Genomic DNA, 14,783 nt, shown 5'->3' with positions numbered 1-14,783 from the left:
TTTTGTAAATGTTAAAATAGAGCTAGTCTATAAGAATGTTAAAGAATAGCTGTTATCTTTGAGTATCACACAATCAATTTATGGAGCTTAATTTAAAAAGACCGATATGTTTTTTTGATCTAGAAACTACCGGTATAAATATTTCTAAAGATCGTATTGTAGAAATTTCTATTCTAAAAATATTTCCCAATGGCACCCAGGAAAGCAAAACCTGGTTGGTTAACCCCGAAATGCCAATACCCCCAGAAACTACAGCCGTACACGGTATCGATGATGCCAAGGTAGCTAATGAACCTGTTTTTAAGAAAATAGCAAGTAAAGTTAGTGAAATGATAAAAGGTTGCGATTTAGGAGGTTTTAATTCTAATCGGTTCGATATACCATTATTAGCAGAAGAATTGTTAAGAGCGGGACTGGACTTTGATATGAAAAATACCGTTGCAATTGATGTGCAAACTATTTATCATAAAATGGAAAAAAGAACACTATCTGCTGCGTATAAATTTTATTGTGATAAGGATTTAACAGATGCACATTCTGCAGAAGCCGATACACTTGCTACTTATGAAGTGTTAAAAGCACAATTAGATCGTTATCCAGAATTAGAAAACGACGCCAAGTTCTTGTCAGAATTTAGTTCAAGAAAACAGTTTGCAGATTTTGCTGGTTTTATAGCTTTTGACGATAATAAAAAAGAAATTTTTTCCTTTGGTAAACATAAAGGAAAATTGGTAGAACAGGTAATGGAAGAAGAACCTGGATATTTTGGCTGGATACAAAATGCAGATTTTCCTTTGTATACCAAAAAAGTACTTACGGCAGTTCGACTTCGTAAGTTAAATAATAGCCTAAATCTATAATCATTTCTTTTACCATTTTATATTATGAAACTTATTTGCATAGGTCGTAATTATACAGATCATATCGAGGAGCTAGAGAATGAAAGACCCGAAGATCCCGTAGTTTTTATAAAACCAGATACTTCTATTTTATTAAAAAAACAACCTTTTTTTATTCCAGATTTCTCAGATGATATTCATCATGAAGTCGAAGTATTGGTAAAAATAAATAAGGTAGGTAAGTACATTAATAAAAAATTTGCTCATAAGTATTATAATGAAGTAAGCCTTGGAATAGATTTCACGGCACGGGATTTGCAGGCTAAACTTAAAGCAAAAGGTCTTCCTTGGGAGAAAGCTAAAGCCTTTGATGGAGCAGCAGTAATAGGAAAGTGGGTGTCTAAAGAAGAATATGAAGATATCGATGCTATTGATTTTCGTTTAGAGAAAAATGGTGAAATTGCACAACAAGGTAATACAAGGCTTATGCTATGGAAGATCGATGAATTAATAGAATATGTGTCAAAATATTTTACTTTAAAGATAGGAGATATTATATTTACAGGTACGCCAGCTGGTGTTGGAGTCGTAAAACCAAATGATATTTTGACAGGATATATAAATAACCAACAATTTTTTTCAATAAAAGTAAAATAAATGAGCAAAGGATATAGTTTAAAAAATGTAAATGAATTATCAGGAGGAGATAACGAATTTATAGCTGTCCTGGTACAGACTTTTCTAGAAGAAATACCGCCTGATCTTGATAGTATGGTTCAGGCTGTAAATTCTGATAATCCACAGATGGCATATCAATATGCTCATAAGATGAAACCTAATCTTCAATTATTTGATATTGATCTTCTAGCACAAATAAAACAAATAGAAGCTTGGTCGAAAACGAAGAAAGAAAAAGAACAGATCATACCTATTCTGGATCATATTGTATCTACAGTTAATGGAGCTCTCGAAGACCTAAAAGCGGATTTTAGCTAAATATGCTTGCAGAAATTATTACTATAGGAGATGAAATTCTGATTGGACAAATCATTGATTCTAATTCTGCATTTATAGGTAAAGAGCTTAATAAAATAGGTATAGATGTACATCAGATCTCATCTGTAAAAGATGATAAGCAACATATCCTCGATGCAATAGAAGAAGCTAGTAATAGAGTAGATGTTGTATTAATAACAGGAGGTCTGGGGCCTACAAAAGACGATATTACAAAACATACCATTTGCGAATATTTTGAAGATACATTAGTAGAAAACAAAGATGTGCTTGAGCATGTCGAAAAGTTATTTGCTAAATACATCGCTACACCAATTTCTGATGTAAACAAGCAACAAGCCCTTGTGCCCAGTAAATCAACCGTCTTGATGAACCTTTATGGTACAGCTCCCGGGATGTGGCTGGAAAAAGAAAACACAGTTTTTATATCTATGCCCGGGGTACCTTACGAAATGAAAGGATTAATGAAAGATGAGGTACTACCCAGGTTACAAAAAAGATTTAACAGACCTTATATCATTCATAAAACGATACTTACTTATGGGATGGGCGAAAGTACAGTAGCAGAAAAAATTGAAGACTGGGAGAATGATCTACCCTCATATATTAAATTAGCATATTTGCCTAATTTAGGAAGAGTAAGACTTCGTCTTTCGGCAAGAGGAAATGATAAAAAGCTTCTAGAGGATACCATAGAAAAGAAGGTATCAGCCTTAAACCTAATAATAGGAGATATAATTGTTGGGTATGAAGAAGACGAAACTATAGAGATGAGAATTGGTCAATTATTGATTAAGCAAGGTAAAACACTCTCTGTAGCAGAAAGTTGTACCGGAGGCAAAATAGCACAATCGTTTACAGCCAATGCAGGCGCTTCTGCCTATTTTAATGGCGGAGCTGTTACCTATGCTACACAATCTAAAATAGATATATTGGGTATAGATCCCGAGATTATCAAAAAACATACTGTAACTAGCATCGAGGTCGCAGAAGCTATGGCTTTGGCAGTAAAAGAAAAGTTTAAATCAGATTATGCTATTGCTACTACAGGTAATGCCGGTCCAGAAAAAGGTGATGGAGATGTCGAAGTAGGAACAGTTTTTATTGCAATAGCCACCCCAAAAGGTGTTTTTTCAGAGCAATATGTCTTCAGTAATCTTAGAGAGCGAACCATTGGTAAAGCAGTAAATAAATCGTTCGAACTTTTGCTTAATACATTACTTTAGCATTATATACTACCTAATTTAAGTGTTCTTACGGTTAAACCGTATCATTAATATTGCTTATCTATATATTTTTGCAATTCATCGACAAAAAAGCGCGACTGAACGATAAAACATGTTTTAAAACGACAAACAGAAGTAGTTTTACAGTAATCAAAACAATATTGATAACTATGAAAACTTTAATTCCTTCTTCTAAAACGATATTTTCTTTATTAATAGGAATGTTTGTAACTGTAAGCGTAGCTGGAAAAGCACATAATAGGGTGTTTGGTTCAGAAATGGAAACTTTTAATGCAGTATACGAAGGAGAGTTTGATCTTATTCTGCCAGAGAATAATCAGAATGAAAAGTTACCTGTCTATATTGTACTTCCGGGAGGGGTAGGTGCAAAGAAATACCCAAATTTTAAAAAGGATTTTATTATTCCAGGAATCGAAAATGTACAAGGGATTGTTTTTAGCCCGAAAATTTCATGGAAAAGACCAGATGAAAAAGCTTTAGAGCATATTATTATTGATTTTATAAACGCTGCACGAAATAGCTATCCAATAGATGATAAAAAAATTATTCTAATAGGATATAGCAATGGGGCCTTGCAATCAATTAAACTCGTAAAAGATAATGATCATCTATTCTCTGCTCTCATTGTTGTAGCATCTAATTTTGAAGTTTCGGATAAAATAAATACTCCTATCTATGTTGTTCACGGAACAAAAGATCGATATTTTTCTATAAAGAAAGCCTATAAAAATGTTAATGCAGCAAAAGATTTGGGATGCGATATAACATTTGTAGTAGCCGAAGGTAAAAATGATTATGGTGCTGCACAATATGTAAGTGAATTAAATCATTCTATGGCGCAGATAGAAAATAATATATGGAGTCAAAGTGTTGAATATACAGATCAAAGTTTTTAAAAAATAAGTTTTGTTTAAATTAGGTTAGTTAGGTTTTATTGGTGTTTAGTGTGTGTTTATATTGTATGATATAAAGCACGACAAAAAAGCGGGTCATTTTTAAATGACCCGCTTCGTTTACTACTTAATTACCCCATATTAAGTAGTTAGTTACAATTGTAATACTAACTATTGTAAAGATAGATGTATTGTTATATTTTTGAAATACGTAAAAACACCTGTTTTTTCATTTTTCTAAAGCAGCAAGAAAAAACTAAAAAAAAGAAGAAAAATTACGAAACTATTATTGGTGGTTCGGTAAATAATTCGTTAATTTGCACCCTGTTTTGAAATAATACCAAAATTAAGAAGAGATGTCAAGAGTTTGCGAGCTTACAGGTAAAAAAGCAATGGTAGGAAACAATGTTTCCCACGCGATGAATAAAACGAAACGTAAATTCAATGCGAATTTAATTAAAAAGCGTTTTTATATTCCAGAAGAAGATCGCTGGATAACACTTAAAGTGTCAACCGCAGCATTAAAAAATATAAATAAGAACGGAATCTCTGCTGTTTTAAAAGAGGCAAGAGCAAAAGGTTTCTTAAATAAATAATCTCTTTATTTTAAAAGATACTTATAATGGCAAAGAAAGGTAATAGAGTACAGGTAATCTTAGAATGTACAGAGCATAAAGCTTCTGGTAAACCGGGTACATCAAGATATATTACAACTAAGAACAAAAAGAACACTCCTGATAGAATAGAATTGAAGAAATTTAACCCTATCTTGAAGAAAATGACGGTTCATAAAGAAATAAAATAATAAGAGATGGCAAAGAAATCAGTAGCATCATTACAGACAGGATCAAAGAGATTAACGAAAGCCATAAAAATGGTAAAATCTCCTAAAACAGGAGCCTATACTTTTGTAGAGTCAATTATGCCGCCAGAAGCGGTTAACGACTTTTTAAAGAAAAAGTAAATCTCTGTACACGATATTTTAAAAAGAAGCCGTTTCAATTGTATTGAAATGGCTCTTTCTTTTTATATTTAAGCAATCCAAAGGTTTTAGTTTTTAATTTCTAGCATATTGAATAGTACAAATGGGGCTTTTTAAAAAAATATTTTCTTCAGAAAAAAAAGAAACACTAGATAAAGGATTAGAGAAATCCAAAACCAACTTTTTCTCTAAATTAAGTAAGGCAGTAGCTGGTAAATCTAAAGTAGATGATGATGTTTTAGATGATCTGGAAGAAATATTGGTTACAAGTGATGTAGGAGTTAAAACTACCATTAAGATTATAGAACGTATAGAAAACCGGGTAGCACGGGATAAGTATCTTGGAACCGATGAGTTAAATCAAATCCTACGTGAAGAAATTGCTGGTTTACTTTCTGAAACTAATGTCGGAGAGGCTACAGACTTTGAAATTCCAAAAAATAAAAAACCTTATGTAATGATGGTGGTTGGAGTAAATGGAGTAGGAAAAACCACTACTATCGGAAAATTGGCCTATCAATTAAAGAAAAAAGGGCTAAAAGTGGTATTGGGTGCAGCAGATACATTTAGGGCAGCAGCAATCGATCAATTGCAAGTATGGGCAGATCGGGTAGATATTCCAATTATAAAACAAGATATGGGGAGTGATCCTGCTTCGGTGGCTTTTGATACTCTACAATCTGGAGTAAACCAAGATGCAGATGTTATCATTATAGATACAGCAGGTAGATTACATAATAAGGTTAATTTGATGAATGAGCTAACAAAAGTAAAGCGAGTGATGCAAAAAGTTATAGATGATGCTCCTCATGATGTATTACTGGTTTTAGATGGTTCTACAGGTCAAAACGCTTTTGAACAGGCAAAACAATTTACAGCAGCTACAGAAGTTACTTCGTTGGCTGTAACCAAACTCGATGGAACTGCAAAAGGCGGGGTTGTAATAGGAATAAGTGATCAATTCAAAATTCCGGTAAAATATATAGGAGTAGGAGAAGGAATAGAAGATCTTCAGATATTCAATAAATATGAATTTGTAGATTCTTTCTTCAAATAATATTTGTTACAAAATAGTTAAAAAAGGTTAAAAAAGGCGGCGAGAAGTATTCTCACCGCCTTTTTTTATATTTTAAAGAATTATAGTATCTAAATGAATATACTCACGTGTGTTATTTAAAATAATACCAGGTATGAATTGATAGGATCACATAGTCTCGAATAAAATAACCTTTACACAACGTATCACAATGAGAAAGATAGTATTTGTTTTAGTTTCGGTTTTTATGCTTATCTCTTGTAAGAAGCTAGAAAAAACAGAAACACAACAAGAAAAAGAACCTAGGGTAGTTTGGCAACCATATGATGAAGCTGCAGATTTGGCAGCTACAGAAATGTTAGAGCAAACAAGGATGCATTTAAAACTAATAAATTCTAAAGTACTAGATAAAAATGATATCTGGAAAACTTTAGAACCTGAGTTAGATTTCTTTTCTGAAGAAAAATATGATAGTTTAAAAAAGTATATTCTCGAAAAAGATATTCCTACCATTCAACAACAAATAAAAGATGGCAGACTTACCTATGAAGAGTTAACACTTTTCTATATCTATCGTATCAGAAAGTACGAAAGTGATAATGCTTTATCTTTAAATTCGGTGATCTCACTCAATCCAAAAGTAGTTGAACAAGCTAGGGATTTGGATAAAATTGATAAAAAAAATATTGATATCAATTCTGTTTTCGGAATGCCGATTTTGTTAAAAGATAATATCGGAACAAAAGATATGGCGACTACTGCAGGAGCCATAGCATTACAAAATAATAAGGGTAAAAGCGCATTTATTACAGAAAGATTGTTACATAAAAATGCATTAATTCTGGGTAAGGCTAATTTGAGTGAATGGGCATATTTTTTATGTTCGGGATGCCCCGTTGGATATAGTGCTATAGGAGGGCAAACACTTAATCCTTATGGAAGAATGGTCTTTGAAACTGGTGGTTCAAGTTCTGGCAGCGGAGTTGCTGTAGCAGCTAATTTTTGTGTTGCCGCGATAGGAACAGAAACCAGTGGATCTATTTTGTCACCATCTAGTCAAAATTCTATTGTAGGCTTAAAACCAACCATAGGAGTATTAAGCAGAACAGGAATAGTGCCGATTTCGAGTACATTAGATACTCCGGGACCTATGACTAAGAGCGTGATCGATAATGCTATTGTACTTAATGCTATAACCGGTAAAGATGACAATGATGTTGCCTCCAGAGCTGTTAATACAAATTTTGTAAACTCAATAAAAGAAAGTTCTCTAAAAGAAAAACGTTTTGGAGTAATTAAAGAATTTTTAGAAGATTCTATCTATAAAATAGCCATTGAAAAAATAAAAAAAGCCGGGGGAGAGATTATCGAAATTGAACCAAAACAAGTGCAATTGCCAGGTTTTTTAAGTATTTTAAATATAGATATGAAAAATGATCTTCCTGCATATATAAGTGCTCAGGCAGGAAGTGATGTTACTATCAAAAATATAAAAGATGCCATTGTATTTAATCAACAGGATTCAATAAAGAGAATTCCTTATGGGCAACAATTATTTGAAGGCATCCTCAACGATAGTACTACTATTGAAGAACTAAATAACATAAAAGAAAACCTAAAAACAATTGCACGTAATTATTTTGATGTTCATATCAATACCCATCAATTAGATGCAGTGCTATCTATAAATAATTATCATGCAGGTTATGCAGCTGTAGCCAAATATCCAGCTCTTACGGTTCCTATGGGATATACCAGCAAAGGAGAACCAAAAGGGCTTACATTTATTGCTAAACCTTTTTCTGAGGCTTCATTACTACAATTGGGCTGTGCTTATGAGCAAGCTACAAAAGAAAGAAAAGAACCTGCTAATTATGTCGATTGAATGATGTTAAATTGCTAAATAGAATTACCTGAAAAGTTGTTTTCTGTATCTACGGTATGAAGATTTGACAACTTTTCAGGTAATAAAGCTATTACTTATATCTTATTAACCAAGAAGTAGGAGAGGCAGAAATACGTTTCCAACCGGGAGGAATTACAGAGTTAGGCATAATAGTTAACAAATCTCCGGGTTTAGCCCCTTTTGCACATACAATATACCAGTTTAGCATAGGTGTACGACCAATAAATACCCAACCATAGGGTATTACCGAATTAGCAACAATTTCTACTTTTCCTCTAAAAGGAGCCTTGTTTATACATTTGATTATCCAGTATCCATGAATAACTTTGGATAAGACCCAACCTTTTGGGATGGTCGAGTTACGTACAACTTTTACTGAAGCGTTAAATGCTGCATTTGTTATACATGTAATTATCCAGCGACTATTATTAGCACTTGATAATACCCAGTCTTTAGGTATTGTAGAGTTAGGAATGATTTCTAATTCTTTACCAATAGTAGCCTTTTTTGTACATGCTATTAGCCATGTGCTGCCCACATTGCGTTTTAATACCCAACCTACTGGTATAACAGAATTAGGAATGATTCTAAGTTCATGTCCATATCTTGAATTCCCTCCGGCACACTTTATTTTCCAACTACTACCAGCCGTATTTGTTAATACCCAATCTTTAGGTATTGTAGAGTTTGGAATAATTTCTAATTTATCAGTATAAGATGCGCCACTTGTACAGGTAATTTTCCAAATACTACCCACTGTGCGTGTTAGTACCCAATCTTTAGGTATTGTAGAGTTAGGCATGATTTCTAATTGTGATTTGTATAATGCTTTATTTACACAAGTAATTTCCCATACATTAGAATGAGTTCCGGTTAACACCCAATCTGCAGGTATTACAGAATTAGGTACAATATTTAATTTTGTTTTATACCGACCTTTTATAACACATTTAATTTCCCAATATCTATCATTATCTGTAATTAATACCCATCCCGAAGGAATTACAGACTTGGGAACAATATCTATTTCTGCTCCGTAAGGAGCTCCTGTGGTGCATTTAATTTTCCAGGTACTACCCGTAGAGCTTATTAAAACCCAGCCTTTAGGAATGGTTTGATTATGATTAATATATCGTGTTTGACCATAACAATTAGGAGCTTTCTGATCGAATACATCTATTGGTTTTGTGTTTTCAATAGATTCAATGTTTTCATTTGTTTCTGGTTTTTCACAGCTACCCATAAAGGCGACTAGTAATACTACAGAAATTGTTTTAAGAATTGTTTTTTTCATGATTTGTTTTGTGAATTTAATATGCGGTTAATAATTAAAACCGAAAATTAAATCATGAGAATTGTATTACTACCCCCGTTTTCAGGGAAATAAAAATATGATTAAGATTATGGAAATATATAGTGTTTTGTATTGAATAGGATATAAGTTGTGTAAGGTTTTTTTAATTAATTAGCAGATTAATTTTTCCCCATAATTCATTATCAAATCCAGAAGGTCCTAATAATGAATCCCCCGTATCATCACCCATTCTTACAATAACCAGATTTTGACTAGGAACGATATATAGTTTCTGATCATTTTTACCCAGACCAGCTATAAGATCATCTGGAGCATTGGGGATTAATGACCCAATAAATTCATTTTCAAACCCAGGAATCCTATAGTTTGATTTTCCATTTAACCACCATAAATAACCATAGGATTGATTTAATGTCTGAGAAGTAGAGGTCATTTGCGTAAAGTAGTTTTGATCAGTAAGAATTTCTGTAGTATTCCAAGTTCCTTTATTTAGGTTTAACAAACCAAAACGAGACATACTTCTGGCTGTACTGTAATATATGTTTACATAACCAAGAGTAACCCATGTACCATTCATTCCTATTTTATTCTTGATTTTGGAATCAAAATATGCACTGTATTCCTGATGAGTAGCTCCCGAAATAATATCTTTTAGTATCGTATATGAAGCATTATGATAATACCAAAAATTACCAGGATCGTTAAGATAGGTAAAGCAGTCGGCATCTGTACAGTTTTGATTCAGAACATGATAATCTAAACCTGTTGTCATGGTTAAATGATTTCTAACCGTTATTGCATTTTCTTGTTCTGTAGTAATATTAGCCCACCCGGTTCCCAAATGTATTGCCGAAATGTCATTGATATTTAGTAAGTTCTCTTGTTGAGCTATTCCCACGGTAAATGCAGTTAAGGTTTTTCCTGCTGAGTACCAGGGATTATGATCAGAAACTGTCCCTCCATTAAAATATTTTTCAATAACAATTTTTCCATTTTTAAGAATGATAAACGCTTTCGTATTTTTTGCTTCAAGGAAATCATATAATGCCTGCTCATTATTGATATTCCACCCTAATTCTTGAGCAGATATCGTTTCCCAGGTGTCTGCATCTATAGGCGGAAAATATAGGGCGTTAGAATTGGTATTAATCGTTTCATTATCTATTGTTTCTATAGATTCATTATCAGAACAAGATAAAGTAAAGCACAATATCAAAACCAGAAATGGTATAGATTTCGTTCTCATAGGTTGGATTTTGTAGACTTAGACTCTACAATATACAAAAGGTTTAATAGATATTTTTAGAGATAATCTGGATCAGACTAATATAGTTATTGGATTTATGTCGTATACTTTGGTTAATCCTTGTATCTTTGCACACCTTTATCCGGAAGATATGAGAACAAAGACATTAAAGAAGAACAAAATCAATGTAGTTACACTAGGATGTAGTAAAAATGTATATGATAGTGAGGTGTTGATGGGGCAATTACGTGCTAATAATAAAGAAGTTGTTCATGAAGAGGAAGGAAATATTGTTGTCATTAATACGTGTGGTTTTATTGCTAATGCCAAAGAAGAATCTGTAAATACTATTTTAGAGTATGTACAGAAAAAAGAAGAAGGAGTAGTCGATAAAGTTTTTGTTACTGGTTGTTTATCAGAACGATATAAACCGGATTTGGAAGAAGAAATTCCTGACGTAGACCAATACTTTGGCACCACAGAACTTCCCGGCTTATTAAAAGCTCTGGGAGCAGATTATAAACACGAATTGATCGGAGAACGACTCACTACAACTCCAAAAAATTATGCATATCTTAAAATTGCAGAGGGGTGTGATCGCCCATGCTCTTTTTGTGCAATACCTTTAATGAGAGGTACTCATAAATCTACACCTATAGAAGAATTAGTAATAGAAGCAGAAAAATTAGCTGCAGATGGAGTAAAAGAATTAATTCTGATAGCGCAGGACTTAACCTATTATGGATTAGATCTTTATAAAGAAAGAAAATTGGCTGATTTACTAAGAGCATTAGTAAAGGTTAACGGAATAGAATGGATACGTTTGCATTATGCGTTTCCGTCTGGGTTTCCTATGGAAGTGCTTAACGTAATGAGAGAAGAACCAAAAGTGTGTAATTATATCGATATACCATTACAGCATATTTCTGACCCAATACTAAAATCGATGCGACGAGGAACTACCAAAGCAAAAACAACAAAACTTCTCGAAGAATTTAGAGAAGCTGTTCCCGAAATGGCCATTCGTACTACACTTATTGTTGGATATCCAGGAGAAACACAAGAAGACTTTGAAACCTTAAGAGATTGGGTAAAAGAAATGCGTTTTGAACGCCTGGGATGTTTCACATATTCTCATGAAGAAAATACACATGCTTTTAATCTAGAAGATGATGTTCCTGAAGAAGTAAAAATAGAAAGAGCTAATGAGATCATGGAGATCCAATCACAAATCTCATGGGAGCTAAATCAACAAAAAATAGGGCAAGAATTTAAAATAGTTGTAGATCGTAAAGAAGGAAATTATTTTGTGGGCCGTACCGAGTTTGACTCCCCAGATGTAGATAATGAAGTACTTATAGATGCCTCTAAATATTACCTAAAAACCGGTGATTTTGCAACAGTAAAAATAAATGAAGCAGAAGATTTTGATTTGTATGGAGAGGTGATTTAATTCTTTTTTACTGGTTTATAATCACCATCAAATACAATCACCCAATTTTTTCCTTTATCAGTGCTTTGATACCAGGTTTGTCGTACTGTATGATTACTGTTTTTTTGCCACTTAATCTTATTTAACAGAACCTCTTTTTTGGTGATCACTTCATTTTGTAATATCATTTCACCTTCTTCTAGATTGCCAGCAATGTGTAAGGTAAGACCACTATTATCTACCCAAAATTGTTCCCATTGATCAATTCTTGGATTATACTTATTTAGACTGGTGCCATGATATTTTGATGTTGTAGAATGATAGGTTTCTTTAATTACTTTATTGTCTATAATAGACTCTATCTTACTTCTTCCTACAATAGAATCTGTATTGTGTTTATATACATTCCATTCTCCAATCCAAAAATTAAATTCTTTGTATTTATGATCTATTGATTCTTGAGCAATAGTTTGTGAGCAGCCAAATCCCACAAAAATAAGAACAAGAACCGTATGTAGCGTTTTCATTTTTTCGGTATTATTTTTTTAAAGATACTGTTTTGATTTTTTGTATAAAAAAAAAGACCACCTTATAAGGGCAGTCTCTTTTTAAATAGATTCTTTTGTTTTTTGGCTAACTCTATAACTCGTATAAAGAGAAACTATTTTTTGATCATCGTTTTAAATTCTATTTTGGGTTAAATTTTATTCGTTTAAATCGGCGGCAAATGTATCTAAAAAAATGACAGAAAATATTAAAATTATGCTAACGAATTATTTGATAATCAGAAGTTTTTAAAAGAATAAATTATGAAGTTTTTAATAAGAGTCTAAAGAGAGTTATTAATTACTAATACCTTGTTAAAACAAGAGCCGTTTTATCAATTTTTAAACTATTTTATTGAAAATTTGCTAACATTGAAGTTGCTTTAATAAACTTGATAATTAACAATTTGATAACATTAGTCGAGCTTATAGAGGTATTTGTTATAGAATAATCATTAATAGTTGGTTTTTGTTGATTATTATGTATTTTTAAAAGAGAAGATATATACCCTTTTAAGCATTAGAATTACAAACTAACTTGATCATGTGTTTTTTACTTAAAAATGAAGTTTTTATAGATATTATGATCGAAACTAACTCGTCATTGGCACTTCCATCAGTAATATTTTTGAATCGGAATCAGCCTTAATTTTAATACGATCTGTTTCCCATAAACCAAATCCATCTCTTTTATGTAGGTCTTGATTTTCTATTGTTAGATCACCATCTAGTATAAATATGTAGACTCCGTTTTTAGGATCTTTTAGGGTATAATTCTGGATATTACCCATTTCTAATTCGCCTATATAAAACCAGGCATCCTGATGTATCCATACTCCCGAATCTTCTGTGTTGGGAGATAGAATTTGATATAATTGATTTTGTAGATTTTTAGAATTTAAAGTAATTTGATCATACCTGGGTTCGACATCTCTTTTATTAGGGACAATCCAAATCTGTAGAAATTTTACATCACGATCCCTATTTTTATTACGCTCGCTATGAAATATACCTGTACCAGCACTCATTACTTGTATGTCTCCTTGCTTTATAACCGTAGTATTTCCCATACTGTCTTTATGCTCCAGATCACCTTCTAAAGGAATAGATATAATCTCCATATTATCATGTGGATGTTTCTTAAAACCCATACCTGGTGCAACTATATCATCATTAAGCACACGCAGTGCCCCAAAATTCATTCTTTCTGGATCATAATAATTTGCGAAACTAAAAGAATGATTAGAATTTAACCACCCGTATTCTGCTTTTCCTCTGGTGTTTGATTTGTGAAGAACTGTTTTCATAGTGATTTATATAAATACTTAACTTTCTTTTGGTATACCTAATACGTATAGAATTTCACTTGGTTTTCCTTGTTTTGCTTCAATTTCCCAATCAAAACTATTGCTGTTATTCAATTCAGAGATCATTTGTTTCAACTCAGAAATCGTGTATGTTCTCAATACAGAGATTACTCCATCCCAAAGTATACATAGTGGTAATACCGGAATAAGGTAGGTAAATAATATTCTACCTGGCTTAAAAGGCCTAATAAAAGGAGTCATTAATATAACCGTAATAGGGGATAGGAGCATAGGAATCATGCTTTTGATATTTCTTTGTTGGGGTTCAAAAACTCCAATGGGTTGATTAGAATCTATAGCATTCTGAAAAATGGCTTTTGCATTTTCTGGTTTAAAATGGTGTAGCGATGTAAACTGCGTTCTAAATCCTTTTAATTCTGAAGAAACATGCATTGCATTTACAGGATAGTCAATAAAATCAAATACATCTGGCATTTTTGATTTTGTTCTCTTAAAAGCATGTAGATTAGGGTAATAGTCAGAAAGAGTAATTTTTAATGTTGGATTATTCTTTTTCAAGTGTTCGGCAAGTTTGATTAAGCCACCTCCGCCACCAGAAGCAATATCAATTATTTTGTTGTTTCCAGCACTTTTGATTCCTCTTTCAAGAACGGGGAAAACATTTTTATAGATATCGAATGTATTAGATCCAAATTGTAAAAAGTCGGTCATGTAGTTTCGTAAATTTTTAGGAAACCAATGTAAATCCTCGAATTCAAATGCATGTATCCGTTTCATTTCAGTATAAATTATAGAAATAATACTAGACTAATGTTCAGAAAAAAGTTCTTTTTAACCACTTCTATTTCTTAAATTTAAAAATACAAAATCGTTTAGTTAATTAGATATATTTATTTGATGGATATAGTGAAATTCGATTATTCGTTTTATAACTACTAGACGTATATCAGAAAGTTATTTTATAAATAAACTATGCCTTTTGATCTTAACTATTTTTGAG

16 protein-coding genes are annotated in these 14,783 nt (G+C 32.4%); 11 read left to right on the top strand and 5 right to left on the bottom strand.

Going from position 1 to position 14,783, the window contains the following annotated elements; genetic code table 11:
• The first annotated feature begins 80 nt into the window (after nucleotides 1–80).
• The 10 genes from ATO12_RS22255 (at nucleotide 81) to ATO12_RS22215 (ending at nucleotide 7,896) form a co-directional block, all read left to right on the top strand.
• Nucleotides 81–860 (top strand): 3'-5' exonuclease, encoded by a 780-nt coding sequence (locus tag ATO12_RS22255; RefSeq protein WP_034246864.1) that lies wholly within the window; start codon nucleotides 81–83, stop codon nucleotides 858–860.
• 24 nt (nucleotides 861–884) lie between these two features.
• On the top strand, nucleotides 885–1,496 hold the full coding sequence (locus ATO12_RS22250) for a fumarylacetoacetate hydrolase family protein (protein WP_034246862.1): 612 nt from the start codon (nucleotides 885–887) through the stop codon (nucleotides 1,494–1,496).
• The gene (locus ATO12_RS22245; protein WP_025667517.1) at nucleotides 1,497–1,835 is read left to right on the top strand and encodes an Hpt domain-containing protein; all 339 of its coding nucleotides are present in this window, start codon (nucleotides 1,497–1,499) and stop codon (nucleotides 1,833–1,835) included.
• Between the two features lie 2 nt (nucleotides 1,836–1,837).
• A complete protein-coding gene (locus tag ATO12_RS22240; protein ID WP_034246860.1) occupies nucleotides 1,838–3,079 on the top strand; it encodes a CinA family nicotinamide mononucleotide deamidase-related protein in 1,242 nt (413 codons plus the stop codon).
• A gap of 170 nt (nucleotides 3,080–3,249) precedes the next feature.
• Nucleotides 3,250–3,996 carry a dienelactone hydrolase family protein gene (locus ATO12_RS22235; RefSeq protein WP_034246858.1) on the top strand — a complete coding sequence of 249 codons (747 nt, stop codon included), beginning with the start codon at nucleotides 3,250–3,252 and terminating at the stop codon, nucleotides 3,994–3,996.
• A 353-nt stretch (nucleotides 3,997–4,349) separates the two neighbouring features.
• Nucleotides 4,350–4,589 (top strand): 50S ribosomal protein L28, encoded by a 240-nt coding sequence (gene rpmB, locus ATO12_RS22230; protein ID WP_025667520.1) that lies wholly within the window; start codon nucleotides 4,350–4,352, stop codon nucleotides 4,587–4,589.
• Nucleotides 4,590–4,615: 26 nt separating this feature from the next.
• A complete protein-coding gene (gene rpmG / locus ATO12_RS22225; RefSeq protein ID WP_024771295.1) occupies nucleotides 4,616–4,798 on the top strand; it encodes a 50S ribosomal protein L33 in 183 nt (60 codons plus the stop codon).
• Nucleotides 4,799–4,804: 6 nt separating this feature from the next.
• The gene (locus ATO12_RS25590) at nucleotides 4,805–4,957 is read left to right on the top strand and encodes a DUF4295 domain-containing protein (protein ID WP_074408704.1); all 153 of its coding nucleotides are present in this window, start codon (nucleotides 4,805–4,807) and stop codon (nucleotides 4,955–4,957) included.
• A gap of 121 nt (nucleotides 4,958–5,078) precedes the next feature.
• A complete protein-coding gene (gene ftsY / locus ATO12_RS22220) occupies nucleotides 5,079–6,032 on the top strand; it encodes a signal recognition particle-docking protein FtsY (protein ID WP_034246856.1) in 954 nt (317 codons plus the stop codon).
• Nucleotides 6,033–6,222: 190 nt separating this feature from the next.
• A complete protein-coding gene (locus ATO12_RS22215; RefSeq protein WP_034246854.1) occupies nucleotides 6,223–7,896 on the top strand; it encodes an amidase family protein in 1,674 nt (557 codons plus the stop codon).
• 91 nt (nucleotides 7,897–7,987) lie between these two features.
• Here ATO12_RS22215 and ATO12_RS22210 read toward each other — a convergent pair whose 3' ends face one another.
• Both ATO12_RS22210 and ATO12_RS22205 read right to left on the bottom strand, forming a co-directional pair.
• Nucleotides 7,988–9,211, bottom strand: coding sequence for a hypothetical protein (locus tag ATO12_RS22210; protein ID WP_034246852.1), 1,224 nt, complete (start codon nucleotides 9,209–9,211; stop codon nucleotides 7,988–7,990).
• A gap of 163 nt (nucleotides 9,212–9,374) precedes the next feature.
• Nucleotides 9,375–10,478 (bottom strand): serine hydrolase domain-containing protein, encoded by a 1,104-nt coding sequence (locus tag ATO12_RS22205; protein WP_034246851.1) that lies wholly within the window; start codon nucleotides 10,476–10,478, stop codon nucleotides 9,375–9,377.
• Between the two features lie 151 nt (nucleotides 10,479–10,629).
• Here ATO12_RS22205 and rimO point away from each other — a divergent pair, with 151 nt between their 5' ends.
• Nucleotides 10,630–11,931, top strand: a complete 1,302-nt coding sequence (gene rimO, locus ATO12_RS22200; protein WP_034246900.1) for a 30S ribosomal protein S12 methylthiotransferase RimO — start codon at nucleotides 10,630–10,632, stop codon at nucleotides 11,929–11,931.
• Here the strand turns inward: rimO and ATO12_RS22195 are convergent.
• From ATO12_RS22195 to ATO12_RS22185, 3 genes are all read right to left on the bottom strand, one after another.
• Nucleotides 11,928–12,437: a hypothetical protein gene (locus tag ATO12_RS22195; RefSeq protein WP_034246850.1), complete on the bottom strand. Its 510-nt coding sequence runs from the start codon at nucleotides 12,435–12,437 to the stop codon at nucleotides 11,928–11,930. The genes rimO and ATO12_RS22195 overlap by 4 nt on opposite strands.
• Before the next feature lie 611 nt (nucleotides 12,438–13,048).
• The gene (locus tag ATO12_RS22190; RefSeq protein ID WP_034246848.1) at nucleotides 13,049–13,762 is read right to left on the bottom strand and encodes a pirin family protein; all 714 of its coding nucleotides are present in this window, start codon (nucleotides 13,760–13,762) and stop codon (nucleotides 13,049–13,051) included.
• A gap of 18 nt (nucleotides 13,763–13,780) precedes the next feature.
• Nucleotides 13,781–14,560, bottom strand: a complete 780-nt coding sequence (locus tag ATO12_RS22185; RefSeq protein ID WP_034246846.1) for a hypothetical protein — start codon at nucleotides 14,558–14,560, stop codon at nucleotides 13,781–13,783.
• Nucleotides 14,561–14,783 lie beyond the last annotated feature (223 nt).

The sequence above is a fragment of the Aquimarina atlantica genome (assembly GCF_000626715.1).
GTDB classification, from domain to species: Bacteria; Bacteroidota; Bacteroidia; order Flavobacteriales; family Flavobacteriaceae; genus Aquimarina; species Aquimarina atlantica.
The sequence above is the reverse complement of the archived record's forward strand: the minus strand, read 5'-3'. Positions and strand labels throughout refer to the sequence as shown.

Coding starts and splice junctions, on each gene's coding strand:
- ATO12_RS22255 (WP_034246864.1), top strand. CDS start 81: ATGGAGCTTAATTTAAAAAGACCGATATGTTTTTTTGATCTAGAAACT.
- ATO12_RS22250 (WP_034246862.1), top strand. CDS start 885: ATGAAACTTATTTGCATAGGTCGTAATTATACAGATCATATCGAGGAG.
- ATO12_RS22245 (WP_025667517.1), top strand. CDS start 1,497: ATGAGCAAAGGATATAGTTTAAAAAATGTAAATGAATTATCAGGAGGA.
- ATO12_RS22240 (WP_034246860.1), top strand. CDS start 1,838: ATGCTTGCAGAAATTATTACTATAGGAGATGAAATTCTGATTGGACAA.
- ATO12_RS22235 (WP_034246858.1), top strand. CDS start 3,250: ATGAAAACTTTAATTCCTTCTTCTAAAACGATATTTTCTTTATTAATA.
- rpmB (WP_025667520.1), top strand. CDS start 4,350: ATGTCAAGAGTTTGCGAGCTTACAGGTAAAAAAGCAATGGTAGGAAAC.
- rpmG (WP_024771295.1), top strand. CDS start 4,616: ATGGCAAAGAAAGGTAATAGAGTACAGGTAATCTTAGAATGTACAGAG.
- ATO12_RS25590 (WP_074408704.1), top strand. CDS start 4,805: ATGGCAAAGAAATCAGTAGCATCATTACAGACAGGATCAAAGAGATTA.
- ftsY (WP_034246856.1), top strand. CDS start 5,079: ATGGGGCTTTTTAAAAAAATATTTTCTTCAGAAAAAAAAGAAACACTA.
- ATO12_RS22215 (WP_034246854.1), top strand. CDS start 6,223: ATGAGAAAGATAGTATTTGTTTTAGTTTCGGTTTTTATGCTTATCTCT.
- ATO12_RS22210 (WP_034246852.1), bottom strand. CDS start 9,211: ATGAAAAAAACAATTCTTAAAACAATTTCTGTAGTATTACTAGTCGCC.
- ATO12_RS22205 (WP_034246851.1), bottom strand. CDS start 10,478: ATGAGAACGAAATCTATACCATTTCTGGTTTTGATATTGTGCTTTACT.
- rimO (WP_034246900.1), top strand. CDS start 10,630: ATGAGAACAAAGACATTAAAGAAGAACAAAATCAATGTAGTTACACTA.
- ATO12_RS22195 (WP_034246850.1), bottom strand. CDS start 12,437: ATGAAAACGCTACATACGGTTCTTGTTCTTATTTTTGTGGGATTTGGC.
- ATO12_RS22190 (WP_034246848.1), bottom strand. CDS start 13,762: ATGAAAACAGTTCTTCACAAATCAAACACCAGAGGAAAAGCAGAATAC.
- ATO12_RS22185 (WP_034246846.1), bottom strand. CDS start 14,560: ATGAAACGGATACATGCATTTGAATTCGAGGATTTACATTGGTTTCCT.